General features: G+C 54.6%; 23 protein-coding genes. 16 read left to right on the top strand and 7 right to left on the bottom strand.

The annotated features are described in order from the left end of the window. Positions 1-143: 143 nt before the first annotated feature. The gene (gene ppnN / locus ACUTSW_RS11615; RefSeq protein ID WP_004952240.1) at positions 144-1,508 is read right to left on the bottom strand and encodes a nucleotide 5'-monophosphate nucleosidase PpnN; all 1,365 of its coding nucleotides are present in this window, start codon (positions 1,506-1,508) and stop codon (positions 144-146) included. A gap of 180 nt (positions 1,509-1,688) precedes the next feature. Next, positions 1,689-2,534 carry an NADPH-dependent 7-cyano-7-deazaguanine reductase QueF gene (queF, locus tag ACUTSW_RS11610; protein ID WP_445584478.1) on the bottom strand — a complete coding sequence of 282 codons (846 nt, stop codon included), beginning with the start codon at positions 2,532-2,534 and terminating at the stop codon, positions 1,689-1,691. 63 nt (positions 2,535-2,597) lie between these two features. Here queF and syd point away from each other — a divergent pair, with 63 nt between their 5' ends. After that, positions 2,598-3,149 carry a SecY-interacting protein gene (gene syd, locus ACUTSW_RS11605; RefSeq protein WP_445584477.1) on the top strand — a complete coding sequence of 184 codons (552 nt, stop codon included), beginning with the start codon at positions 2,598-2,600 and terminating at the stop codon, positions 3,147-3,149. 245 nt (positions 3,150-3,394) lie between these two features. Further along, positions 3,395-3,550, top strand: coding sequence for a hypothetical protein (locus ACUTSW_RS11600; protein WP_020439677.1), 156 nt, complete (start codon positions 3,395-3,397; stop codon positions 3,548-3,550). A gap of 219 nt (positions 3,551-3,769) precedes the next feature. Here the strand turns inward: ACUTSW_RS11600 and ACUTSW_RS11595 are convergent, their stop codons facing one another. Next, positions 3,770-5,008 carry an MFS transporter gene (locus ACUTSW_RS11595; protein ID WP_445584476.1) on the bottom strand — a complete coding sequence of 413 codons (1,239 nt, stop codon included), beginning with the start codon at positions 5,006-5,008 and terminating at the stop codon, positions 3,770-3,772. A 184-nt stretch (positions 5,009-5,192) separates the two neighbouring features. Between ACUTSW_RS11595 and ACUTSW_RS11590 the strand changes: the two genes are divergently transcribed. From ACUTSW_RS11590 to ACUTSW_RS11580, 3 genes are read left to right on the top strand one after another with little or no spacing between them, the layout of a single operon-like run. Beyond that, positions 5,193-5,522 (top strand): YqcC family protein, encoded by a 330-nt coding sequence (locus ACUTSW_RS11590; RefSeq protein WP_062869719.1) that lies wholly within the window; start codon positions 5,193-5,195, stop codon positions 5,520-5,522. Next, positions 5,522-6,295: a tRNA pseudouridine(65) synthase TruC gene (gene truC / locus ACUTSW_RS11585; protein WP_241921767.1), complete on the top strand. Its 774-nt coding sequence runs from the start codon at positions 5,522-5,524 to the stop codon at positions 6,293-6,295. Before ACUTSW_RS11590 ends, truC begins: the two co-directional genes overlap by 1 nt. Positions 6,296-6,325: 30 nt before the next feature. After that, complete coding sequence (locus tag ACUTSW_RS11580; RefSeq protein WP_004952234.1) at positions 6,326-6,775, top strand: flavodoxin; 450 nt, start codon at positions 6,326-6,328, stop codon at positions 6,773-6,775. 113 nt (positions 6,776-6,888) lie between these two features. Here ACUTSW_RS11580 and ACUTSW_RS11575 read toward each other — a convergent pair whose 3' ends face one another. The 4 genes from ACUTSW_RS11575 to map form a co-directional block, all read right to left on the bottom strand. After that, on the bottom strand, positions 6,889-7,278 hold the full coding sequence (locus tag ACUTSW_RS11575; protein WP_004952233.1) for a DUF3461 family protein: 390 nt from the start codon (positions 7,276-7,278) through the stop codon (positions 6,889-6,891). A gap of 254 nt (positions 7,279-7,532) precedes the next feature. Next, positions 7,533-8,357 (bottom strand): 2,3,4,5-tetrahydropyridine-2,6-dicarboxylate N-succinyltransferase, encoded by an 825-nt coding sequence (gene dapD / locus ACUTSW_RS11570; RefSeq protein ID WP_006327543.1) that lies wholly within the window; start codon positions 8,355-8,357, stop codon positions 7,533-7,535. Between the two features lie 46 nt (positions 8,358-8,403). Next, complete coding sequence (gene glnD / locus ACUTSW_RS11565; protein ID WP_445584475.1) at positions 8,404-11,082, bottom strand: bifunctional uridylyltransferase/uridylyl-removing protein GlnD; 2,679 nt, start codon at positions 11,080-11,082, stop codon at positions 8,404-8,406. A gap of 72 nt (positions 11,083-11,154) precedes the next feature. Then, positions 11,155-11,949, bottom strand: coding sequence for a type I methionyl aminopeptidase (gene map, locus ACUTSW_RS11560; RefSeq protein ID WP_004952228.1), 795 nt, complete (start codon positions 11,947-11,949; stop codon positions 11,155-11,157). Positions 11,950-12,304: 355 nt separating this feature from the next. On the opposite strand from map, the gene rpsB reads away from it, so the two are divergent. The 11 genes from rpsB to lpxD all read left to right on the top strand — a co-directional run bounded on the left by rpsB (position 12,305) and on the right by lpxD (position 24,323). After that, positions 12,305-13,030 (top strand): 30S ribosomal protein S2, encoded by a 726-nt coding sequence (rpsB, locus tag ACUTSW_RS11555; protein ID WP_004952226.1) that lies wholly within the window; start codon positions 12,305-12,307, stop codon positions 13,028-13,030. Between the two features lie 128 nt (positions 13,031-13,158). Next, the gene (gene tsf / locus ACUTSW_RS11550; RefSeq protein WP_004952224.1) at positions 13,159-14,010 is read left to right on the top strand and encodes a translation elongation factor Ts; all 852 of its coding nucleotides are present in this window, start codon (positions 13,159-13,161) and stop codon (positions 14,008-14,010) included. A gap of 149 nt (positions 14,011-14,159) precedes the next feature. Beyond that, the gene (gene pyrH, locus ACUTSW_RS11545; RefSeq protein WP_004952223.1) at positions 14,160-14,885 is read left to right on the top strand and encodes a UMP kinase; all 726 of its coding nucleotides are present in this window, start codon (positions 14,160-14,162) and stop codon (positions 14,883-14,885) included. Positions 14,886-15,008: 123 nt separating this feature from the next. After that, positions 15,009-15,566, top strand: coding sequence for a ribosome recycling factor (gene frr, locus ACUTSW_RS11540; protein WP_006327538.1), 558 nt, complete (start codon positions 15,009-15,011; stop codon positions 15,564-15,566). Positions 15,567-15,723: 157 nt separating this feature from the next. Beyond that, positions 15,724-16,920, top strand: coding sequence for a 1-deoxy-D-xylulose-5-phosphate reductoisomerase (gene ispC / locus ACUTSW_RS11535; protein WP_166729219.1), 1,197 nt, complete (start codon positions 15,724-15,726; stop codon positions 16,918-16,920). A 281-nt stretch (positions 16,921-17,201) separates the two neighbouring features. Further along, positions 17,202-17,960 (top strand): (2E,6E)-farnesyl-diphosphate-specific ditrans,polycis-undecaprenyl-diphosphate synthase, encoded by a 759-nt coding sequence (gene ispU, locus ACUTSW_RS11530; RefSeq protein ID WP_004952217.1) that lies wholly within the window; start codon positions 17,202-17,204, stop codon positions 17,958-17,960. A gap of 9 nt (positions 17,961-17,969) precedes the next feature. Beyond that, a complete protein-coding gene (gene cdsA, locus ACUTSW_RS11525; RefSeq protein ID WP_004952216.1) occupies positions 17,970-18,818 on the top strand; it encodes a phosphatidate cytidylyltransferase in 849 nt (282 codons plus the stop codon). Between the two features lie 28 nt (positions 18,819-18,846). Beyond that, on the top strand, positions 18,847-20,202 hold the full coding sequence (rseP, locus tag ACUTSW_RS11520; protein ID WP_004952215.1) for a sigma E protease regulator RseP: 1,356 nt from the start codon (positions 18,847-18,849) through the stop codon (positions 20,200-20,202). A gap of 35 nt (positions 20,203-20,237) precedes the next feature. Then, a complete protein-coding gene (bamA, locus tag ACUTSW_RS11515) occupies positions 20,238-22,640 on the top strand; it encodes an outer membrane protein assembly factor BamA (RefSeq protein WP_063200311.1) in 2,403 nt (800 codons plus the stop codon). Between the two features lie 159 nt (positions 22,641-22,799). Beyond that, positions 22,800-23,297, top strand: coding sequence for a molecular chaperone Skp (gene skp / locus ACUTSW_RS11510; protein ID WP_004952213.1), 498 nt, complete (start codon positions 22,800-22,802; stop codon positions 23,295-23,297). Positions 23,298-23,300: 3 nt separating this feature from the next. Further along, complete coding sequence (lpxD, locus tag ACUTSW_RS11505) at positions 23,301-24,323, top strand: UDP-3-O-(3-hydroxymyristoyl)glucosamine N-acyltransferase (protein WP_004952212.1); 1,023 nt, start codon at positions 23,301-23,303, stop codon at positions 24,321-24,323. Positions 24,324-24,476: the final 153 nt, after the last annotated feature.

Genomic DNA, 24,476 nt, shown 5'->3' with positions numbered 1-24,476 from the left:
TCAGTTTCTGTAGCGGGCGAATATATCGCTCCGACGAATGCGGGCACAGAATGGAGCGTATCTACAATGCCTGAGTACGCTTGCCGCCTGGCTGTAGAGTAAAGTCAGATAAAAGAAGGGCGGCTCTACGCCGCCCTGAGGTATCAGGCTACGATTTCATAGCAGGGCACATAGGCGCTGCCCGGTAGCTTCATGCGGTGCTGGGCGACAAAGCCCTGCAACAGACTGTCCATTTGTTTCATCATCTGCGGCTCGCCGTGCAGTTTGTACGGGCCAAATTGCTCAATGGCATGAATGCCATTTTCCTTCACGTTGCCGGCCACGATGCCGGAAAACGCGCGGCGCAGCGCAGCGGCCAACTGTTCGGCCGGTTGGTCCGGATACAGATTGAGATTCGCCATGTTTTCGTGGCTTGGTTCAAACGGCAGTTGCAGATCGGGTGCTATGCGGATCGACCAGTTAAAACTGTAGGCATCGCCGGTGTTGCGACGGTTCTCTTTCACCAGCGGCATGGCTTTTTTCATCTGCCGTGCCACTTCGGCCGGATCGTCGATGATGATGGTGTAATGACGGCGCGCTTCATCACCCAGGGTGTTCATGATGAACTCGTCCAGTACTCGGAAGTAATCGGCGCTCTCTTTCGGCCCGGTGAGGATCAGTGGCAATACCTGTTCGCTGTTTTCCGGATTCATCAAAATACCCAGCAGATACAGCAGCTCTTCCGCCGTGCCGACGCCACCCGGGAAGATGATGATGCCGTGTGCGATGCGCACGAAGGCTTCCAGACGTTTTTCGATGTCCGGCATGATCACCAGCTCATTGACCAGCGGGTTAGGCGGCTCGGCGGCGATGATCGAAGGTTCGGTCATGCCGATAAAACGGCTGTTGCGGTAGCGCTGTTGCGCATGACCCACGGCGGCGCCTTTCATCGGCGCTTCCATCGCTCCCGGCCCACAGCCGGTGCAGATATTCAGCTCGCGCAGGCCAAGCTGGCTGCCGACCTTGCGGGCGTACAGGTATTCATTTTCATTGATGGAGTGGCCGCCCCAACACACCACCAGATTAGGATCTTCATCGAGGTGCAACGCTCGGGCGTTGCGCAGGATGGAGAATACCAGGTTGGTGATGTGGGCCGAATTTTCCAGGTTCAGATGCTGGAAACGGCCGGCGCTGTCGATTTGGCCGTGAACGAACAGAATATCGCGCAGCACGGCGAACAGGTTGGCCTGCAGAGAGCGGATAATTCTGCCGTCGACAAAGGCATCTTCCGGTGGGTTCACCAGCTCGAGTTTGACCCCGCGCTCACGGCGCAGAACGTTGATATCAAAGGTTTCATAGCGTGAAAGCAGCTGTTTGCTGTTGTCGGTTTGACTGCCGGAATTCAATACTGCCAGCGAACAGTTGCGGAACAAACGGTACAGATCGCTGCTGGCGGTGCGCTTCAGCATGTCTACTTCCAACTGCGACAGCAAATCCATAGAGCCAAGCGGGCTGATGTGTGTAATCAAGGTAACTCCTTTGCACCCGAGGCGGGGCAGTAGTAATCCATACGCAGCAGAACAGCATCTCGTTATTGTTAGCGCACTGCGGTCAATGACTGGCCGCAGCCTTTCTTAACCTTACCGCCGTCCCCTGATTTTTACCAATACAAACCGCTCGTTAGCTTAGTTGTTGAGCAATGCTTCGCACTATTGGCGCGCCAGACGGCCATGCGATGGAACAAAGTCAAGGTTACTGCGCCAGGGATTGATGTCCAGGCCGCCGCGACGGGTGTAGCGCGCATACACCGACAGGCTCTCTGGCCGGCAATAGCGCATCAGATCGTTGAAGATGCGCTCAACGCACTGTTCATGGAATTCGTTGTGGTGACGGAAGGACACCAGATAGCGCAACAGCGCTTCACGATCGATTTGCGCACCGCGATACTGGATTTGCACCGATCCCCAGTCGGGTTGGTTGGTGATCAGGCAGTTGGACTTCAGCAGGTGGCTGACAAGTTGCTCTTCAACCTGACGGGTGCCGGTGGCGTTCAGCAGGTAATCGGCGTTGAACTCGTAGTTATCAATACGGATGTCCTGATGATCGATGCATTCTCCCTCCAACCGGGCGATAGGGCTGCCTTCCACCTGATCGATGCTGAACAAGGCGACGCTGACATCACCCTGCGCGCAGGCGGACAGATCGCGTTGCAGCGTGCTGCGCACCGTCTCCCAGTTGGTAAATTGGGTCTGGTTAAAGCTGTTGAGGTAAAGCTTGAAACTTTTGGATTCGATGAGGTTGATGCTGTTGGCGTTGAGACTAATCTCGCCCACCGCGACCTGCGGCAAGCCGTTGCCGTTCAGCCATGAGAGCTCATACAGGGTCCAGATATCGGCACCGTGGAACGGCAGGCTGTCCGGATACAAACCCAGCGGTTCACGGTTCATGCTGCGCGGCACCGCCTGCAGCAGCTGAGCGTCGTAGCGATCGCGGTATGCGGTAGGTTTGCCCAGAGTCAGTGCCGACAGGGCGTGATGGTCTTGATAGGAGGACATCTGCTGTCACCTCGGTGATAGATAGGTACAATAGCCTCCAGTTTACCGTATGCGAGAAAAAATATGGACCATGATGTACCGAACGCCCTGCGTGAATTCACCCAGCGTTATGTCGATCTTTGGCAGCAGGAGCGCGGTCATGCGCCGGCGAGCCAGGATTTGTACGGCGTGCCATCGCCTTGCATTGTAGAAACGCGCGACGATGAAGTGCTGTGGTTGCCGCAACCCTTCCCCCCGGCGATGACGTTGGAAAAAGTGGAGGTCGCGCTTGAGATACGGCTGCAACCGGACATTAACCTGTTTTATACCCAGCAGTATGCGGGGGATATGAGAGCGCAGTTCGGTGAGCACCTTGTGACCTTGCTGCAGGTGTGGAGCGAAGACGATTTTATTCGCCTGCAGGAGAATTTGATCGGCCATTTGGTGACGCAAAAACGGCTGAAGCTGTCGCCGACGTTATTCCTGGCAACCACTGAATCCGAGATGACGATGGTCTCGCTGTGCAACGTCAGCGGCAATGTCGTACTGGAACAATTCGGCAGCGATAAACGCACCTTGCTGGCGGCTTCGCTGGGGAATTTCCTCGATGCATTGCGCCCTCGGTTGAGTATTTAACGCCGTATCTAGCCTCACTCGTGTGAGATATCTCGCACACGGGCTGTGAGAGATCGCTTTTAATTTTTTGTGGGCTGCGATCTGGATTGTCTTTATTGTTATCCAGATCAATTGGTTAGATTTTCTTTAGGATAACTCTTAGCGTTAATTTAGCCTGATCCTTATGCTAATCCCTTGTGAAGCCGAGATAATTAAGCGATCTTATGGTTACCGGAACGGATACGGTGGAGCAGGAAAGCATCAGGATGATGCAGCTTCAGGAAGAGGAAATGGATGCGCTCAGTGAAGAGCGAAGGACGGCGTCAGGAGATGCCAAGGATGTTTCAGGATTGAAACCAGGGACACCTCCAGGATGGAGATTGAGAGCCGGCAAAGGAGGGTTGGCGGGTCATGAAGACTAAGGAACCGCGTCAGGACGATGCTACAGGATAGAGCAAGGACGGTTGGGTCAGGATGGCCGCAGGAAAAGTTTTCAAGGATTGAGCAGGGAGCACACTGTGTAGCGGGACAGCTATAAAACGAACCGGGGGCACTGTTAACGCAGTGCCCCCAACTTTTTATGGCGGTTTTATATCTTAAGTATCAAAGAACACTACCCCTTCTCAAACTCTTCGTTATTGTTAACCAATCGCCCCCAGCGTATCGCCGTTGCTCTGTGTTTTCGGCAACAGGAACAGCGTGGCGTAAATATCCAACAGATATATCGCCGCCAGCAGGCTGATTGCCGCCGTGAAGGACACCTGCGTCACCAATGCCCCAATCACCAATGGCCCCAACCCGCCTACACCGCGCCCGAGATTAAACAAAATATTTTGTGCGGTAGCGCGCACCTGGACCGGATAGGTATCGGAGATCAACGCGCCGTAGCCGCCAATCATGCCATTGACGAATAACCCCATTAGCGCGCCGGCGAACAGCATCAGCATGGGATCGCCAAGTTGCGCATAGACCACGACCATCACCACGGCGCCAATCTGATAGACAATAAAAATCTTCCAGCGGGCGAAGCGATCGGCCAATACACCAAACAGCCAGATGCCCAGCGTCATTCCGAGCACGGTTACCGCGGTCCACAGGCCAGATTTGGTCAGCGAAAAACCGAAATTTTTTGCCAGGTAGGTCGGCATCCAAATCATCAGCCCGTAATACCCGAAGTTCTGCACTGAGCACAGAATAAAAATGCCGATACTGGCTTTGCTGGTGGCCCGGTCTTTAAACAGCAGCTTTACGCGCTGGGTAAAGGAGAGTTGCTGGCCACTATTTTGTTGGCGTACGAATTCCTCCGGCTCACCCAGTGTGCGGCGGATGAGAAATGACGCGATTGCCGGCAGTAACCCAACCAGGAACATGCCGCGCCAGCCGATATGCGTCAACAGCAGCGGGGTGAGGAAAGCCGCCGCCAGAACGCCAAGTTGCCAGCCCATGCCAACATAGGCGGAGGCGCGGTTGCGCTTTTCCGCCGGCCAGGCTTCGGCTATCAGCGCCATGCCGATGCCGAACTCTCCCCCCAGCCCGATCCCCGCCAGCGTGCGATAGGCGAGCAAATCCCAATAGCCCTGCGCCAGAGCGCACAGGCCGGTAAACAGGGAGAACATCAGGATGGTGATGGTCAGTACCCGGATGCGGCCAAAGCGATCGCTGAGGTGGCCGAAAATCACGCCGCCCAATACGGCGCCGATCAGCGTCCAGGTCACCAGTGAGCCGGCGGCGGAAGAGGTTAGCCCCAGTTCGATGCTGATGGCCGGCAGCATAAAGCCGAGGATCAGCAGATCAAAGCCGTCCATAGCGTAACCGGTGACCGAAGCCAGCATGGCTTTGCCGGGCGTTGCATGATTTTTTATTGGTGTGATTGCAGGCATGTGTCTAATCTTTGCGGTTTATTCGGTGAACTCATTGTGCCGTGCGGCGGCGTGCGCCACCAGATCAAATGCGGTCGATGTCATCAACTCAGCCGAATTTGGGCTATAAAGGGTAAAATGCTATGCTTTGCCGCCTTTCAGCCGCGCAGCTGAATATCATGGTTTAAACGGATCGGGAATGCAGATGAGTATACAAAATCAGGTTCGCCTTAGTTTGCAGGCGATTGAACAGTCAATGCGAGAGCTGGCGCTGTGGCAAGCCACGCCGCCCGAGCCTGAAGCCTTCGCCAGCACCGAACCCTTCTGCGTAGACAGCATGCTGGCCGAAGAGTGGCTGCAATGGATATTTCTGCCGCGGATGTACGCGCTACTGGATGCGCATGCACCACTGCCGACGCGTTTCGCCATTACGCCTTACTTTGAAGAGGCGCTGAAAGATAAGGATCCGAACTGCATGCCGCTGCTGGTGCAACTGCAGCGTTTGGATCTTATGCTGAATAAAGAACCGCAATAATGATTGAGATCCTTTACCAGGATGAGTATTTGGTGGCGGTGAACAAGCCGTCGGGCTGGCTGGTGCATCGCAGTTGGCTGGATCGTCATGAAACCCGGTTTATGATGCAGACGGTGCGTGACCAGATAGGCCAGCACGTGTTTACCGTGCATCGCCTCGACCGCCCGACCTCCGGCGTGCTGTTGATGGCGCTGTCCAGCGAAGTGGCGCGTCTGCTGTCGCAGCAGTTCGAGCAACATCAAGTGCAGAAAACCTATCATGCGGTGGTGCGTGGCTACGTGCAGGAAGGGGCAACTCTCGACTACCCGTTGACGGAAGAACTGGACAAAATCGCCGATAAGCATACCGCCGTCGATAAAGGCCCGCAGCCGGCGGTCACCCACTACCGGCCGCTGGCGCAGGTGGAGATGCCGGTGGCCATTGGCCGTTATGACAGCGCGCGCTACAGCCTGATGGAGCTGAAGCCGGAAAACGGCCGTAAGCATCAGTTGCGTCGCCATATGGTGCATCTTCGTCATCCGATCATTGGTGACAGTAAGCACGGCGACCTGCGTCAGAACCGCGGCATGGCCCAGCACTTCGGCTGCCCGCGCTTGATGCTGCACGCCAGTCATCTGCAGTTGAACCATCCTGTAACCGGTGAGCCGTTACTTATTTCCGCACGCTGGGATGAACCCTGGCAGGGAGTCATGTCGCAGTTTGGCTGGGCAGGGGTTTTCCCTGAGCTCGCCGGGGTTGAGTTTAGTGCGGCTAACGGTCAGGATAACGGGTAATTTTCAAAGGTAATTGAGGGAGTAGGGGCAATGGCTCAGGTTGGAATCTTCGTGGGAACGGTCTACGGCAACTCACTGCTGGTGGCGGAAGAGGCGGAAAATATCCTTGGCGAGCAGGGGCATGAGGTCAAACTGTTTGAAGAGGGCACGCTTGAGGCTTGGCAATTCTACCGCCAGCACTATGCGCTGGTGATCACCTCCACCACCGGTCAGGGCGATTTACCGGACAGCATTGCGCCGCTGTTCCACGCCATCCGCGATCAGGTCGGCTACCAGCCGGAACTGCGCTATGGGCTGATTTCGCTCGGTGACAGCAGTTATGACAATTTCTGTGGCGCAGGGCGTGCGTTTGATGCGCTATTGCAAGAGCAGGGAGCAACCCGCGTGGGGGATGTGTTGGAAATCGATGCGATGGAACAGCCTGAGCCGGAAGTGGTTTCCTGCCCGTGGGTTGAGCAGTGGGGCTCACTGCTGAAATAAGATACCGACCCGCCGTCTTTCAGGTGGCTTCCGACAGATTTGTTGTAAGGGGCGAAGTTATTTGCCCCGACTAATACGGGCGCAGCATGCCGCGCCCTACAGCGAGCGGGTTCTTATTTTCCGCGGGTCAGTTTTTCCAGATCGGATTCGATCTCGGCAATCTTGTGGGATACCACGCCTTCCAGATGACGCAGGTCATCAAGAATTTTGCGTTTCAGATCCACTTCGACCTGATCGCGCTGGCACAGTTGATCCAGTTCATCAATTACGTAACGCAGGTTCGGGTTTATCTCGTGAATTTCTTTGTAACCCTGACCGGCATTATCCGCCACCACGGTTTTGCGTTGGCGCGGGTATTTGAACTTCACGCTCTTGGCAAAGAATTCGCCTTTATCCTTGCGGAAGTAAATCTTAAGAATGTCGTTATTGGCCTCCTGACGCAGGCTATAGCGATCGACATCTTCCGGTTGACTGATTCCCAAGCTTTTCAGGTTGTCATACATAATAGCGCCACCTTATAAATAGACTTTATTCCACGGTCTGGGATTATGGCGAAAAACCGCGCCAGAGACTGTGACTGCTCGCGTACTGAAGACAAAAAAATAGCGGGTTATACCCGTCATACTTGAAGCTGCCTCTGTGTTGGCTGTGTTCACTTACCCGAATCACTTACTGGTGTAAGCTCATCGGGATAAGTTCTCTTGCCGCCTTGATGCAGCCCCAATTATTTAGGGCATAGTGACCCGCTATATTCAGCTTAGTCGATGGTGCGCAATAACTCATTAATGCCGACTTTACTGCGGGTCTTGGCGTCGACTTTCTTGACGATGACCGCGCAGTACAGGCTGTAAGAACCGTCTTTGGACGGCAGGTTACCTGAAACCACCACCGAGCCGGCCGGGACGCGGCCGTAATGCACTTCGCCGGTTTCACGGTCATAAATGCGGGTGCTCTGGCCGAGGTAAACGCCCATGGAGATCACCGAACCTTCTTCGACGATCACGCCTTCAACCACTTCTGAACGCGCGCCGATGAAGCAGTTGTCTTCAATGATGGTCGGGTTGGCCTGCAGCGGTTCCAGTACGCCACCGATGCCGACGCCGCCGGACAGGTGAACGTTTTTGCCAATCTGCGCGCAAGAACCCACGGTAGCCCAGGTATCGACCATGGAGCCTTCGTCAACGTAAGCGCCGATATTCACGTAGGACGGCATCAATACCGTATTGCGTGCAATGAATGCGCCCTGGCGAACGGTCGCCGGCGGTACCACGCGGAAGCCTTCTTTCTGGAAGCGCGCTTCGTCGTAATCGGCAAACTTCATCGGCACTTTGTCGTAGTAACGGGTTTCGGCACCGTCCATCACTTTGTTGTCGTTGATGCGGAAAGAAAGCAGCACGGCCTTTTTCAGCCACTGATGCGTAACCCACTGACCGTCAATCTTCTCGGCAACGCGCAGGGCGCCGCTGTCCAACAGGCCGATCACCTGGTTTACCGCTTCGCGCGTTACGGTGTCTGCGTTCGCCGGAGTGATATCCGCGCGGCGTTCGAAGGCGCTTTCAATAACGTTTTGTAATTGCTGCATGCTGTTCTCTGTCCTGATGTTGTTGTCTACGAAAAGGTAACTTGTATCACATTTTATCGTTTGGATTGAGGGCCTCTGTCAACCGTTGTTCCAACTTTCTGCGCGTTTCCGAATTCAGAGCGCGTCGATCGCTGTCTGCCAGAATAAATAAGTCCTCAACTCGCTCGCCAATGGTGGAAATTCGCGCGCCGTGCAGCGACAGGCCGAGATCGGCGAACACTTCGCCCACTCGCGCCAGCAACCCTGGTTGATCAAGGGCGGTCAGCTCCAGATAGCTGCGGCGATCGGTATGGGTCGGCAGGAAGTTGACTTCGGTCGGCACGCTGAAATGGCGCAGCTTGGAGGATGGCCTGCGTACGCGCGGCGGCTGATATTCCCGCTGGGTGATGGTTTGCACCAGCGCATGGCGGATCGCCGCATGGCGGTCCTGAGCCAGTGGGCTGCCGTCCGGCTCTAACACGATGAAGGTATCCATCGCCATGCCGTCGCGATTGGTGAAAATCTGTGCGTCGTGTACGCTCAGGTTACGGCGATCCATCTCGCCGGCCACGGCGGCAAACAGGTAAGGGCGGTCCGGGCTCCAGATGAAGATTTCGGTGCCGCCGCGTGTCGCCTGGCGGCTGACCAGCACCAGGGGTTTGGTGGAATCATGGGCCAGCAGATGACGGGCGTGCCAGGCCAGTTGGTTGGGCGAATGGCGCAGGAAGTAGTCGGCCCGGCAGCGGCTCCAGATGCGGTGCAACGCCTCTTCGTCGATATTGTCCATGCGCAGCAGCGCCAGCGCCTGCAGGCGGTGGTGGCGTACACGTTCGCGCAAGTCCGGGCTGTTTTGCATGCCGCGGCGCAACTGTTTTTCCGTCGCAAAGTACAGCTCACGCAACAGGCTCTGTTTCCAGCTGTTCCACAGCGTTTCGTTGGTGGCGCAGATATCCGCCACCGTCAGACAAACCAGATAGCGCAGGCGCGTTTCGCTCTGCACTTCAGCGCTGAATTGCTGGATAACCGTGGGATCCTGGATATCGCGGCGCTGGGCGGTCACCGACATCAGCAGATGGCAGCGTACCAGCCAGGCCACCAGTTGGGCTTCGCGAGAATTCAGACCGTGCAGTTCGGCGAACTCCAGCGCATCTTGTGCGCCGAGGATGGAGTGGTCACCGCCGCGGCCTTTGGCGATATCGTGGAACAGCGCCGCCAGCAGCAGAAGTTCTGGGTTCGGCAGGCGCGGATAGAGCTCCACGCACAGTGGATGGCGTGGCCGCGTTTCTGCATCGGCGAAACTTTCCAGCTTTTGCAGAACCCGAACGGTGTGTTCGTCGACAGTATAGGCGTGGAACAGATCGAACTGCATTTGCCCGACGATCTTGCCCCACTGCGGCATATAGGCCCACAGCACGCTGTGACGATGCATCGGTACCAGCGCGCGCGACACTGCGCCAGGGTGGCGCAAAATGGCCATAAACAGATCGCGTGCTTCCGGAATGTTGCACAGTGGTTGTTTCAGATGGCGGCGTGCGTGGCGCAATTGGCGCACGGTGGTGGAGTAAATGCCTTTGATTTCGCGGTTGCGTACCATCAGGTAAAACATCCGCATGATGGCTTCCGGCTGGCGGATGAACAGCGTTTCGTCACGCAGGTCTATCAGATCGCCGCGCAGCTGGAAATCCTCGTTCAGCGGGCGTGGCTTTTCCGTGGCATCCAGCGCCAGTATCGCTTCGTCGAACAGTTGGAGCAGCATATGATTCAGTTCGCCGACGCGACGCGTCATGCGGTAGAAATCCTTCATCATGTGTTCAACCGGTTCGTTGCCTTCCCCCTCATAACGCAGCAATTGCGCCACATTGAGTTGGCGATCGAACAGCAGCCGGTTGTCGTAACGCGGTAGCACCAGATGCAGTGCGAAGCGGATACGCCACAGGAAACTCTGGCATTCATTGAGCTCGTTACGTTCGGCTTGGGTGAGAAAACCGAAACCGACCATTTCGTCCAGCGAGGTGGCGCCGAAGTGACGGCGCGCTACCCACAGCAAGGTGTGAATATCTCTCAGGCCGCCGGGGCTGCTCTTGATGTCTGGCTCCAGGTTGTAGCTGGTGCCGTGGTAACGCTGGTGGCGTTCCTGCTGCTCAGCCACCTTGGCGTGGAAAAATTGGGGGGAGGGCCAGAAGCCGTCGCTGAAGATGTGCTTTTGCATCTGCAGGAACAGCGCGACGTCGCCGCAGATCATGCGCGACTCGATCAGGTTGGTGGCCACGGTCAGGTCCGCCAGCCCTTCAAGCAGGCACTCTTCCAGCGTGCGTACGCTGTGGCCCACCTCCAGTTTCAGATCCCACAGCAGGGTGATAAATTCCCCCACGCGCTGCGACTGTTGTTCACTCAGGCGGCGCTGGCTGAGCACCAGCACATCAATATCCGACAGCGGATGAAGTTCGCCGCGGCCATAGCCGCCTACCGCCACCAGGGCGGTTTCCGGGATATCCTCGAAACCGTAAAAGATCCACAGACGACGCAGCAGGCGATCGATAAAGTCGCTGCGGGCCGCGACCAGGCTTTCGGCGCTGGAGCCGGCGTTGAACGCTGCCGCCAACCACAGCTGAAACTGTTCAAGACGCAGTTTCAGTGCAACGCAATTAATCTCTTCATCGCCATAGACGTTGGGATACTCAGGCTGCTTCGGCACGGCCTGTTGCTCAATGACCGAGTTGCTTTGTTCGCGAAAATTTTCAGACATAATACGCAGCCCATAAAAAAAGCCGGCATAAGCCGGCCTGTGACAAGAAACAGCGGTATGTGACCGCGTTTCTTACTGTTCGTGCGTAATGATGTTGGGGATGGTGTCATCCTTGCGCAACGTCATTATCTCGCAGCCGTTATCTGTGACCACAATAGTATGCTCATACTGCGCCGACAAGCTGCGATCTTTAGTTTTTACCGTCCAGCCGTCTTTCATGGTGCGGATGCGGTAGTCACCGGCATTGACCATCGGCTCGATGGTGAACGCCATGCCGGCCTGCAGTACCACGCCGCCGTCGTCGGCGTCATAGTGCAGAACCTGCGGTTCTTCGTGGAATACTTCGCCGATGCCATGACCGCAGTATTCACGCACCACGGAAAACTTCTCGGCTTCGACGAATTTCTGGATCTCTTTGCCCAGGGTGCGCAGGCGGATGCCCGGCTTCACCATTTTCAGCGCCAGATACAGGCTTTCCTGGGTAACGCGACACAGCCGCTCGCCCAGAATGGTCGGCTTGCCGACGATGAACATCTTGGAGGTATCGCCGTGGAAGCCGTCTTTAATGACGGTCACGTCGATATTGACGATGTCGCCGTCCTTCAACACTTTGTCATCGCTCGGGATGCCGTGGCACACCACTTCATTTACCGAGATGCACACGGATTTCGGGAAACCGTGGTAGCCGAGGCAGGCGGAGATGGCCTGTTGCTCGTTGGTAATGTACTCGTGACAGATACGGTCCAGTTCGCCGGTGGTCACGCCAGGTTTGACGTGCGGCTCGATAATTTCCAGCACTTCAGCGGCCAAGCGGCCCGCCACGCGCATTTTTTGGATGTCATCAGGTGTTTTAATTGAGATTGCCATGAAATTCGTCCGCAGGTGTCGTGCTCGCCGACAACAGAAAGAAATAAGAAGCAGTCTCTTATGGTATCAGCCCGGCCAGAAGCTGCCAAATTTCATTTGTCGGCGCCCCGGTAAACGCAACAAAAGTTGGTGTCGGTGGCAGGTTTATGGTATAAAGCGCGCCGGCGATCCGTAAGTTGGTCTTGTGACGACAACGGAAATAGCCGAAGCACTTTAACTGCACTCACATTGTGTAAATAACACACACGTATCGGCACATACACCGGGGTGCTCTGAGGTGATTTATCACCGTCGGGGTCGGCGTTATGGGATACGTGGAGGCATAACCCCAACTAATCTATATAGAGGTTTAATCATGGCAACTGTTTCCATGCGCGACATGCTCCAGGCCGGTGTACACTTTGGTCACCAGACCCGTTACTGGAACCCGAAAATGAAGCCTTTCATCTTCGGCGCACGTAACAAGGTTCACATCATCAACCTGGAAAAAACCGTACCAATGGCCAACGCAGCACTGGCTGAACTGACCAAGATCTCTTCCCGTAAAGGCAAGATCCTGTTCGTTGGTACCAAGCGCGCAGCAAGCGAAGCGGTAAAAGAATATGCTAACAACTGCGATCAGTTCTTCGTGAACCATCGCTGGTTGGGCGGCATGCTGACTAACTGGAAAACCGTTCGTCAGTCAATCAAGCGTTTGAAAGATCTGGAAATCCAGTCTCAAGATGGCACCTTCGACAAGCTGACCAAGAAAGAGGCGCTGATGCGTACTCGCGAACTGGCCAAGCTGGAAAACTCTCTGGGTGGTATCAAGGACATGGGTGGTCTGCCTGACGCTCTGTTCGTAATCGATGCAGATCACGAACACATCGCGATCAAAGAAGCCAACAACCTGGGTATCCCGGTATTCTCTATCGTTGATACCAACTCCGATCCAGACGGCGTTGACTTCATCATCCCTGGTAACGACGATGCAATCCGTGCAATCAAATTGTACCTGACTGCCGTTGCTGCCGCCGTCCGTGAAGGTCGTTCTCAAGATCTGGCCGTTCAGGCGGAAGAAAGCTTCGTAGAAGCTGAATAATAAGGCAAGCTCGTCACTGAGCCCTTATTAACCAGGTATTGAATATGTTGGTTAGAGGGGCCTAAATAGGCCCCTTTTGCTTATCTGAATGAGAACTATCTCCTTGCGAGATAACCGAGGAAAAAGAAATGGCTGATATTACCGCTGCCCTGGTAAAAGAACTGCGTGAGCGTACTGGCGCCGGCATGATGGATTGTAAAAAAGCTCTGGTCGAGTCTAACGGCGACATCGAGCTGGCAATCGAAAACATGCGTAAATCTGGTGCGATCAAAGCGGCGAAAAAAGCAGGCAACGTAGCTGCTGACGGCGTGATCAAAACCAAAATCGAAGGCAACTACGGCGTTATCGTTGAAGTTAACTGCCAGACTGACTTCGTTGCTAAAGATGCCGGTTTCCAGGCGTTCGCTGACAAAGTGCTGGATGCTGCTGTTGCAGGCAAAATCACTGATGTTGACGTATTGAAAGCACAGTTCGAAGAAGAACGTGTAGCGCTGGTTGCAAAAATCGGTGAGAACATCAACATCCGTCGCGTTGCTTCCCTGGAAGGCGAAGTGTTGGGTAGCTACCTGCACGGCGCGCGTATCGGTGTTCTGATTGCCGCTAAAGGCGCTGACGAAGAACTGGTTAAGCAAATTGCCATGCACGTTGCGGCCAGCAAACCTGAATTCGTTAAGCCTGAAGATGTGTCTGCTGAAGTGGTAGAAAAAGAGTACCAGGTTCAGTTGGACATCGCCATGCAGTCTGGCAAGCCGAAAGAAATCGCAGAGAAAATGGTTGAAGGCCGCATGAAGAAATTCACCGGCGAAGTTTCTCTGACCGGTCAGCCTTTCGTTATCGAGCCAAGCAAGACTGTTGGCCAAGTGCTGAAAGAGCACAACGCTGACGTTGTTAACTTCATCCGCTTCGAAGTGGGCGAAGGCATCGAGAAAGTTGAAAATGACTTTGCTGCTGAAGTTGCAGCAATGAGCAAACAGTCTTAATGATTGTTAATGGAGCCGCCGTCTGGCGGTTCCGTTTTATCCAGCCAGAATTAACACCGGTGGCAAGCCCTGTGGCACTATACTCAGCACAGGCGCGCTTCATCGGCTGAAATCCCCAATACTAATACTGCTTCTTAGGACAGAACACCATGGCAACCAATGCAAAACCCGTATATCAGCGTATTCTGCTCAAACTGAGTGGCGAAGCCCTGCAAGGTGCAGAAGGTTTTGGTATCGACGCCAGCGTTTTGGATCGCATGGCTCAGGAAGTTAAAGAGCTGGTCGAACTGGGAATTCAGGTCGGTGTAGTGATTGGCGGCGGTAACCTGTTCCGCGGCGCGGGTCTGGCTCAGGCCGGAATGAACCGCGTAGTGGGCGACCACATGGGAATGCTGGCTACTGTGATGAACGGCCTGGCTATGCGTGATGCACTGCACCGTGCCTATGTGAACGCCCGCCTGATGTCTGCTATTCCGTTGAACGGCGTGTGTGACAACTACAGCTGGGCCGAGGCCATCAGCCTGCTGCGTAATAACCGCGTGGTGATCTTCTCTGCCGGTACCGGCAACCCGTTCTTCACCACCGATTCGGCAGCTTGCCTGCGCGGGATCGAGATTGAAGCCGACGTGGTACTGAAAGCGACCAAAGTGGATGGCGTATACTCCGCCGATCCGGTTAAAAACCCGGATGCAACGCTGTACGAACATATAACCTATCAAGACGTGCTTGAGCGCGAGCTGAAAGTGATGGACCTGGCGGCGTTTACGCTGGCCCGCGATCACGGTCTGCCGATCCGCGTATTCAACATGAACAAGCCGGGCGCGTTGCGCCGCGTAGTGATGGGTGAAAACGAAGGCACGCTGATCAGCAAATAAGGCTGTTCTGCCAAATTTAACGGGAGCGGGTAACGCTGTGCGTTGTGCGCTTTCCTCAAGTAAAATTCACGGGCTATACTGATGTATAGCCTGCCAAGTAACCCGTTTCTAAAGGTTCGCAACGTGATTAATGAAATCAGAAAAGATGCTGATTCACGCATGGAAAAAAGCGTAGAAGCATTCAAAACCCAAATCAGCAAAATCCGTACCGGCCGTGCTTCTCCAAGCATCTTGGACGGCATCATGGTGGAATACTATGGTTCTGCTACGCCGCTGCGTCAGCTGGCTAACGTGACCGTAGAAGACTCCCGCACCCTGGCCATCAACTTGTTTGATCGTTCCCTGGGTTCAGCGGTAGAAAAAGCCATCATGTCTTCAGACCTCGGCCTGAACCCAAGTTCAGCAGGCAGCGTGATCCGCGTTCCGCTTCCTCCTCTGACTGAAGAGCGCCGTAAAGATCTGATCAAAGTAGTGCGCAACGAAGCCGAGCAGGGCCGTGTGGCCGTGCGTAACGTTCGCCGCGACGCCAACGACAAAGTGAAAGCGCTGCTGAAAGACAAAGAAATCAGCGAAGACGAAGATCGTCGCTCACAGGATGACGTTCAAAAACTGACCGATGCTTACATCAAACTTCTGGATGCCGCTCTGGCGGATAAAGAAAAAGAGCTGATGGAATTCTAATCAGCATCGCGCAGAAAAAAAGCGTCGCCTGGGCGGCGCTTTGTTTTTTGTGGCGCAGATCCCGTTTCATCGTACTGATTGATCATGGACAAGCGGTGGCCAAGGTTACACACTGGAACACCTTCGATCTCATCAGACAGTTATTCAGAGCGAACTCATGAAGCAACTGACTATTCTTGGTTCCACCGGCTCAGTGGGAACCAGCACCCTGGCCGTGGTCAGGGAACATCCCGACCGTTTTGCGATTAAAGCGCTGGTTGCCGGCCGCAATGTAGCGGTGATGGCGCAACAGTGTATGGAGTTTCGCCCGGCTTATGCTGCGATGGCGGACGAAGGCGCTGCGCGCGAATTGCGCGACGTGCTGGCGGAAAACGGCATTGACACTGAGGTAATGGCAGGCGAACAGGCTGCCTGTGAGTTGGCGGCGCTGGATGATGTCGATCAGGTCACTGCGGCTATTGTCGGCGCTGCCGGGCTGTTGCCGACGCTGGCGGCGATCCGTGCCGGCAAACAGGTATTGTTGGCGAACAAAGAGTCGCTGGTGACCTGTGGCCGTCTATTTATGGATGCTGTGCAAAAGAGCCAGGCGCAGTTATTGCCCCTGGACAGCGAACACAACGCGATTTTTCAGAGTTTGCCTGAAAGCATTCAGCGTCAGTTGGGATACTCTTCATTAGTCGATCATGGTGTCTCGCGCATTGTGCTTACCGGCTCCGGCGGCCCGTTCCGTTCGACGCCGCTGGAGCAGTTTGCCACAATGACGCCGGACCAGGCCTGCGCCCATCCTAATTGGTCTATGGGGCGCAAGATCTCGGTGGATTCCGCCACCATGATGAACAAAGGACTGGAATATATTGAGGCCCGTTGGCTGTTCAACGCTTCGGCCGAACAAATGGAAGTGATTCTGCACCCGCAGTCGGTGATCCACTCGATGGTGCGCTATGCTGATGGCAGTGTGCTGGCCCAGTTGGGCACGCCGGATATGCGTACGCCAATCGCCCATGCGATGGCTTACCCGCAGCGGGTCAGTTCTGGTGTGGAAGCGCTGGATTTCTGCCGTATCGGCTCGTTGACCTTTGCCGAACCTGAACGGGAGCGTTACCCTTGCCTGTATCTGGCGATTGACGCCTTTGATGCCGGCCAGGCGGCAACCACCGCGCTGAATGCAGCTAACGAAGTGGCCGTTGCGGCCTTCCTGCAAGAGCAGATTCGCTTTACCGATATCGCGGCAGTGAACCAAAAAGTGGTCGAACGGCTGTCTTTGCAGGAACCGTCCTGCATTGATGCGGTCTTAGAAATAGATCGCCAGGCCCGTGAAGTTGCCGTTGGGTTAGTGAAGTCACTGCGTGGTTGATAGCGGCTATTATCCTATTTTGTTCGTAAATTACGCGTGCTGCAGTGGGGCCGTTTGTTCATGCCCGACTGAGGTGGTATAGTCTGCGCCACCTGTCAGCGGTTATACCGTTGAATTATGGCCTGATTGGCATCTTGGATGTCGATAGCGCCCCGGATAATATGACCGGGTGTGCGGGGGCAGACTGAAAAGCCGTGTCGGGCACACGGCTTTTTTTGCGCGTAAGGGCCTGATGTTCCGGAAGGGCAGTTGTATTTCTATTGAGGAAATAAGTACGAGTTATGTCGTCCGCAAATCAACAAGAGGCTAATCCGTCCATCCCTGGGCCACGACATGTCGCCATTATTATGGACGGCAACGGGCGCTGGGCTAAACGTCAGGGCAAGTTACGTGTCTTCGGTCATAAAGCAGGGGTGAAATCGGTACGTCGTGCGGTCAGTTTTGCCGCCAACAACCATTTAGATGCACTCACGCTTTATGCCTTCAGCAGCGAGAACTGGAATCGCCCGGTACAAGAAGTTTCCGCGCTAATGGAGCTCTTTGTCCGTGCCTTGGACAGCGAAGTAAAAAGCCTGCATAAACATAACGTCAGACTGCGGGTGATCGGCGACATCAGCCGTTTCAGCACGCGTTTGCAGGAGCGGATCCGTCGCTCTGAGCAACTGACAGAAAATAACGATGGCCTGACGCTCAACATTGCCGCCAACTACGGTGGCCGTTGGGATATCATTCAGGGAGTAAGGGAGTTGGCTGAGCAGGTGCAGGGTGGTTTGCTGCGTCCGGATCAGATCAGCGAAGAGTTATTGGGCGAGCGGGTCTGCATGAACGATTTGGCGCCGGTGGATCTGGTTATCCGCACCGGCGGCGAACACCGCATCAGTAACTTCTTGCTGTGGCAAATTGCTTATGCCGAACTTTACTTTACTGATGTACTCTGGCCTGATTTTGATGAACTTGTCTTTGAAGGTGCGCTGAATGCATTTGCACAACGTGAGCGCCGCTTCGGGGGAACAACACCTAACGGCGCCGATGCGTCCTAGGGGGAACTTTTGCTGAAGTATCGCCTCATAACTGCTCTGATCTTGATTCCGATTGTTATCGCGGCGCTGTTTTTGCTGCCGCCGGTGGGCTTTGCCCTGGTAACGCTCGTTGTGTGCATGTTAGCTGCCTGGGAGTGGGGCCAACTGGCCGGTTTTACTTCCCGCTCGCAGCGCATCTGGTTGGCGATACTGTGTGGTTTCCTGCTGGCGCTGATGATGCTCAGCGTTCCAGCCTATCACCAGTCGGTCCATTTGCCTCAGGTGGGCGGGCCGCTGTGGTTGTCACTGGCCTGGTGGCTGGCAGCCCTGTTGCTGGTGCTGTTTTATCCCGGCTCAGCCGCGCTGTGGCGTAACTCACGCCCGATTCGCCTGCTCTTTGGCCTGTTGACCATTGTGCCGTTCTTTTGGGGCATGCTGGCGTTGCGTCAATTCGGCTACGAACAAAACCACTTCACCGGCGCCTGGTGGCTGCTGTACGTGATGCTGCTGGTTTGGGGCGCGGATTCCGGCGCTTACATGTTCGGCAAGCTGTTTGGCAAGCACAAGCTGGCACCGAAGGTGTCTCCGGGGAAAACCTGGGAAGGATTAATCGGCGGTCTGGTGACCTCGGCGCTGATATCATGGTTGTTCGGCCGTTACGCACCCTTGAACGTGGTGCCGGCAACCTTACTGATTTGTTCGGTGATCGCCGCGCTGGCGTCTGTGCTGGGCGACCTTACCGAGAGCATGTTCAAACGCGAAGCGGGTATCAAAGACAGTGGTCATCTGATACCGGGTCATGGCGGCATACTGGATCGTATCGACAGCCTGACCGCAGCAGTGCCTGTATTTGCCTGCCTGATGCTGTTAGTGTTTTAATCCGTCAACGGCGGGGAGTGAAGGGATTATGGTTAGCGTGCTCTGGAACTTAGTCGCATTTCTTGTTGCGCTCGGTGTTTTAATCACCGTGCATGAGTTCGGGCACTTTTGGGTCGCTCGTCGCTGCGGCGTCCGTGTAGAACGCTTCTCCATCGGTTTTGGCCGCGCGTTATGGCGCCGCACAGACCGCCAGGGTACCGAGTACGTGATTGCCCTGATCCCGCTGGGCGGTTATGTGAAGATGCTGGATGAGCGGGTTGATTCGGTTGCGCCGGAACTCCGTCATCAGGCGTTCAACAATAAAACCGTCTGGCAGCGCGCAGCTATTATCAGCGCCGGCCCCATCGCCAACTTCCTGTTTGCTATCCTTGCTTATTGGCTGGTGTTCATTATCGGTGTGCCCAGCTTCCGTCCTGTGATTGGTGAAATATCTCCACAATCGATTGCCGCACAGGCCGAAATTTCACCCGGAATGGAACTAAAGTCCGTTGATGGCATCGAAACGCCTGATTGGGAGTCAGTTCGTCTGGCTCTGGTGGCGAAGATTGGCGACGCGGAAACCGAAGTCGGTATCGCTCCGTTTGGTTCTTCGCAGGTAGTGACCAAAACTCTGGATTTACGCCAGTGGAATTTTGAGCCGGACAAGCAAGATCCCGTGGTCGCGTTGGGTATTATTCCGCGCGGCCCACAGATAGAATCGGTGCTTGCCGAAGTGCAGCCGGATTCGGCGGCGCAAAAGGCGGGTTTGCAAGCGGGGGACAGGATCGTTAAAGTCGATGGTCAGCTGTTGGGCCGTTGGCAAACGTTGGTCAAGCGGATCCACGATGGTCCTGGGCAACCGCTGGTTTTAGAGATTGAAAGAAACGGTGCCCCCTTGTCTTTGACGCTGATACCGGATACAAAGCCGGTGGGAAAAGACAAAAGCGTGGGTTTTGCGGGCATTATTCCGAAAGTGTTGCCGCTGCCGGACGAGTATAAGACGATTCGTCAGTATGGACCTTTCCCGGCGCTGTATCAGGCCGGGGACAAGACCTGGCAGCTTATGCGGCTTACGGTCAACATGCTGGGTAAATTAATAACCGGTGATGTAAAGCTGAACAACCTGAGTGGCCCGATTTCGATTGCACAGGGAGCAGGGGCGTCAGCTGGGGTTGGGTTTGTGTATTATCTGATGTTTCTCGCGTTGATTAGTGTCAACCTGGGTATCATCAACCTGTTCCCATTACCGGTGTTAGATGGTGGGCATCTCCTCTTCCTGGCGATAGAAAAGCTGAAGGGTGGGCCGGTTTCCGAGCGAGTACAGGACTACAGTTACCGCATTGGTTCGATCGTGTTGGTGCTTTTAATGGGTCTTGCACTTTTCAATGATTTTTCTCGTCTTTAGGGGCGAGAATAGGTTAGGAAGAACGCATAACAACGATGGCGATGAAAAAGTTGCTCATAGCGTCGCTGCTGTTTGGCAGCGCCACCGTATACGGTGCAGACGGGTTCGTAGTGAAAGATATTCATTTCGAAGGCCTGCAGCGAGTCGCCGTCGGTGCGGCGTTACTCAACATGCCGGTTCGCGTAGGCGATACCGTCACTGACGATGATATCAGTAATACCATCCGTGCCTTGTTTGCCACTGGCAACTTCGAGGACGTTCGCGTGCTGCGCGATGGTAATACGCTGATCGTTCAGGTTAAGGAACGTCCTACCATTGCCAGCATCACTTTCTCCGGCAACAAGTCGGTGAAGGATGACATGCTCAAGCAAAACCTGGAGGCCTCTGGCGTTCGGGTTGGCGAGGCGCTCGACCGCACCACGATTTCCAGCATTGAAAAAGGGTTGGAAGACTTCTACTACAGCGTCGGTAAATACAGTGCCTCGGTGAAAGCCGTAGTCACGCCATTGCCGCGTAACCGTGTCGACCTGAAACTGGTGTTCACGGAAGGGGTTTCCGCCAAGATTCAACAAATCAACATTGTCGGCAACCATGCCTTCACTAACGATGAGCTGATTTCACGTTTCCAACTGCGTGATGAAGTGCCGTGGTGGAACGTGGTTGGCGACCGCAAATACCAGAAGCAAAAGCTGGCGGGCGATCTTGAAACCCTGCGCAGTTTCTATCTGGACCGCGGCTACGCACGCTTCAATATTGATTCGACTCAGGTCAGCCTGACGCCGGATAAAAAAGGCATCTATATCACCGTCAACATCACTGAAGGTGAGCAGTACAAGCTCAGCGGCGTGATGGTGAACGGCAATTTGGCCGGGCACTCGGCGGAAGTCGCGCAGTTGACCAAGGTCGAACCGGGTGAACTGTATAACGGCAGTAAAGTGACCAAGATGGAAGACAACGTCAAAACGATGTTGGGCCGTTATGGTTACGCTTACCCGCGAGTGGCCACTCAGCCTGAAATCAACGACGCGGATAAAACCGTCAAGTTGCACGTGAATATCGATGCGGGCAACCGCTTCTACGTGCGCCGTATCAAGTTTGAAGGCAACGACACCAGTAAAGACTCCGTACTGCGCCGTGAAATGCGTCAGATGGAAGGCGCTTGGCTGGGCAACGCTCAGGTTGAGCAGGGTAAAGAACGTCTGAACCGTTTGGGCTATTTTGAAACGGTCGATGTGGAAACCCAGCGCGTGCCGGGTACCGCCGATCAGGTTGACGTCACCTACAAGGTGAAAGAGCGCAACACCGGTACCTTCAACTTCGGCGTCGGTTACGGCACCGAGAGCGGCGTCAGTTTCCAGGCGGGCGTCCAGCAGGACAACTGGCTGGGTACCGGCTACTCCGTCGGCATCAGCGGCACCAAGAACGACTACCAGACTTATACCGAGCTGTCTGTAACCAACCCGTACTTCACTGTTGACGGTGTTAGTTTGGGTGGCCGTATCTTCTACAACGACTTTAAAGCCGATGACGCAGACCTGTCCGACTATACCAACAAGAGTTACGGTATTGACGGTACTCTGGGCTTCCCGATCAACGAAAACAACTCGTTGCGTACCGGCCTGGGTTATGTCCACAACGGCCTGTCGAACATGCAGCCGCAGATCGCCATGTGGCGTTATCTGGACTCGATGGGGCTGAACCCGAACACCAACGATCGTGCCAGCTACTCTGCCGATGACTTCACGCTGAATCTGGGTTGGACCTATAACAACCTTGACCGTGGTTATTTCCCAACTTCGGGTAACCGCACCACGCTGAATGGTAAAGTCACCATTCCGGGGTCGGATAACGAATACTACAAGATGACGCTGGACAGCGTGCAATACGTGCCGATCGACGACGACCGCTCATGGGTGTTGTTGGGTCGTGGTCGTCTGGGTTATGCCGATGGTCTGGGCGGCAAAGAGATGCCGTTCTACGAGAACTTCTATGCCGGCGGCTCAAGCACAGTTCGCGGTTTCGGGTCTAATACCATTGGTCCGAAAGCGGTGTACTACAACTCCAGTTCGTACAGCTGCTCCAACAGTACCAAGATTTGTAATTCGGATGATGCAGTGGGTGGTAACGCCATGGCAGTTGCCAGTATGGAGCTGATCACGCCAACGCCATTTATCAGCGAAAAATACGCCAACTCAGTGCGTACCTCGTTGTTCATGGATGCAGGTACCGTGTGGGATACCAACTGGGATAACAGCAAGACGCAAGGCTTCGACATTCCAGACTACAGTAAAGCGAGCAATATCCGCGTTTCTGCCGGTATTGCCTTGCAATGGATGTCGCCGCTGGGCCCGTTGGTGTTCTCTTATGCCAATCCGCTCAAGAAATACGAAGGCGACAAGTCCGAACAGTTCCAGTTTAACATTGGCAAGACCTGGTAACAGGTCCAGCTTCTGGGTATAGCAGTTATTAAGAATCGCAAATGCCAGATGCCCGTAAGAACACAGAGAGATGATTCTCATTGTTTCACGGGGTAAGTCTGGCAGATTGTGTACTTCAAGTGTCATATGACACAAATGGGTGATGGTAAGGAGTTTATAGTGAAAAAGTGGTTGTGTGCCGCAGGCCTCGGTTTAGCAATGGCTGCTTCAGCTGGCGTTCAGGCAGCAGATAATATCGCTGTAGTTAACGTCTCCAGCATTTTCCAACAGTTGCCAGCGCGTGAAACCGTGGCTAAACAGCTGGAAAACGAGTTCAAAGGCCGTGCGGGCGAACTTCAGAACATGGAGCGTAGCCTTCAGACCAAAATGCAACGTTTGCAGCGTGATGGCGCTACCATGAAAGCCAGCGATCGCAGCAAATTGGAAAAAGACGTGATGGCTCAGCGCGAGCAGTTCTCTCAGAAAGCGCAGGCTTTTGAGCAGGATAACCGTCGCCGCCAGATGGAAGAGCGTAACAAAATCCTGAGCCGTATTCAGGACGCTGTGAAATCTGTTGCCAGCAAAGAAGGCTACGACGTAGTTATCGATGCTAACGCCGTTGCTTACGCAGGTTCTTCTAAAGACATTACTGCTGACGTGCTGAAACAGGTTAAATAAGACATGCTTTCAATTCGACTGGCTGATTTAGCGCAGCAGTTGGATGCACAATTGCACGGTGATGGCGATCTCGTCATCACCGGCATTGCTTCTATGCATTCGGCACAGGCTGGCCAAATCACGTTTTTGTCAAACAGCCGCTATCAAGAGCAGCTGGCCTCCTGCCTGGCAAGCGCAGTGGTGCTTACCGAGGCGGATTTACCACACTGCCGTTCTGCGGCGTTGGTGGTTAAAAACCCTTACCTGACTTACGCGCGCATGGCGCAACTGATGGACACCACGCCGGCTCCTGCTGAGGATATCGCCCCAAGCGCGGTTATCTCACCTGAAGCCACTCTGGGGCAGCATGTTGCCATTGGAGCAAATGCGGTGATCGAGTCAGGCGCAGTACTCGGCGATAACGTGGTTATCGGCCCGGGTTGTTTTATCGGCAAACGCGCACGCATTGGCGCAGGTACGCGCCTGTGGGCGAACGTAACGATTTATCATGAAGTCGAGATCGGTCAACATTGCCTGATTCAATCAGGAACTGTGATTGGCGCTGATGGTTTCGGCTATGCCAATGAACGCGGCAACTGGATTAAAATTCCCCAGTTGGGCACGGTGATTATCGGCGATCGCGTCGAGATCGGCGCTTGCACCACCATTGACCGCGGCGCGTTGGATAACACCCAAATCGGGAATGGTGTTATCATCGACAACCAATGCCAGATTGCACATAACGTTGTGATTGGCGACAATACTGCCGTTGCCGGCGGTGTGATTATGGCGGGCAGCCTGAAAATCGGCCGCTATTGCCAGATTGGTGGAGCCAGTGTGATCAACGGTCACATGGAGATCGCCGACAAGGTTGTTGTCACTGGAATGGGAATGGTTATGCGACCAATCACCGAACCTGGGGTATACTCTTCGGGCATTCCGTTACAACCCAACAAAGTTTGGCGTAAAACCGCTGCGTTGGTGATGAATATCGATGAGATTAGCAAGCGCTTAAAAGCTGTCGAACGAAAAGTCGGAAAAGACTAATCACTGCCGCCCGCCTCGCTGGGTACAAAACGAAACGCGTTGGTCATAAGACCAAAAGCGCAAAGAGTTGTTAATTTGCGGCCTGCATGATGATCTCCTTTTGGGGTCAGCGCAGGCCGTGTTGTTGATGCCATCAGTTTTTAGAGACAGGAA

The sequence above is a fragment of the Serratia sp. TSA_198.1 genome (assembly GCF_052686505.1).
The sequence above is the reverse complement of the archived record's forward strand: the minus strand, read 5'-3'. Positions and strand labels throughout refer to the sequence as shown.

Coding starts and splice junctions, on each gene's coding strand:
- ACUTSW_RS11600 (WP_020439677.1), top strand. CDS start 3,395: ATGATGCAGCTTCAGGAAGAGGAAATGGATGCGCTCAGTGAAGAGCGA.
- ACUTSW_RS11580 (WP_004952234.1), top strand. CDS start 6,326: ATGGCTCAGGTTGGAATCTTCGTGGGAACGGTCTACGGCAACTCACTG.
- map (WP_004952228.1), bottom strand. CDS start 11,949: ATGGCAATCTCAATTAAAACACCTGATGACATCCAAAAAATGCGCGTG.
- ACUTSW_RS11590 (WP_062869719.1), top strand. CDS start 5,193: ATGAGTATACAAAATCAGGTTCGCCTTAGTTTGCAGGCGATTGAACAG.
- ACUTSW_RS11595 (WP_445584476.1), bottom strand. CDS start 5,008: ATGCCTGCAATCACACCAATAAAAAATCATGCAACGCCCGGCAAAGCC.
- ispU (WP_004952217.1), top strand. CDS start 17,202: ATGTCGTCCGCAAATCAACAAGAGGCTAATCCGTCCATCCCTGGGCCA.
- bamA (WP_063200311.1), top strand. CDS start 20,238: ATGGCGATGAAAAAGTTGCTCATAGCGTCGCTGCTGTTTGGCAGCGCC.
- glnD (WP_445584475.1), bottom strand. CDS start 11,082: ATGTCTGAAAATTTTCGCGAACAAAGCAACTCGGTCATTGAGCAACAG.
- dapD (WP_006327543.1), bottom strand. CDS start 8,357: ATGCAGCAATTACAAAACGTTATTGAAAGCGCCTTCGAACGCCGCGCG.
- rpsB (WP_004952226.1), top strand. CDS start 12,305: ATGGCAACTGTTTCCATGCGCGACATGCTCCAGGCCGGTGTACACTTT.
- ACUTSW_RS11575 (WP_004952233.1), bottom strand. CDS start 7,278: ATGTATGACAACCTGAAAAGCTTGGGAATCAGTCAACCGGAAGATGTC.
- tsf (WP_004952224.1), top strand. CDS start 13,159: ATGGCTGATATTACCGCTGCCCTGGTAAAAGAACTGCGTGAGCGTACT.
- rseP (WP_004952215.1), top strand. CDS start 18,847: ATGGTTAGCGTGCTCTGGAACTTAGTCGCATTTCTTGTTGCGCTCGGT.
- lpxD (WP_004952212.1), top strand. CDS start 23,301: ATGCTTTCAATTCGACTGGCTGATTTAGCGCAGCAGTTGGATGCACAA.
- pyrH (WP_004952223.1), top strand. CDS start 14,160: ATGGCAACCAATGCAAAACCCGTATATCAGCGTATTCTGCTCAAACTG.
- queF (WP_445584478.1), bottom strand. CDS start 2,534: ATGTCCTCCTATCAAGACCATCACGCCCTGTCGGCACTGACTCTGGGC.
- ispC (WP_166729219.1), top strand. CDS start 15,724: ATGAAGCAACTGACTATTCTTGGTTCCACCGGCTCAGTGGGAACCAGC.
- syd (WP_445584477.1), top strand. CDS start 2,598: ATGGACCATGATGTACCGAACGCCCTGCGTGAATTCACCCAGCGTTAT.
- truC (WP_241921767.1), top strand. CDS start 5,522: ATGATTGAGATCCTTTACCAGGATGAGTATTTGGTGGCGGTGAACAAG.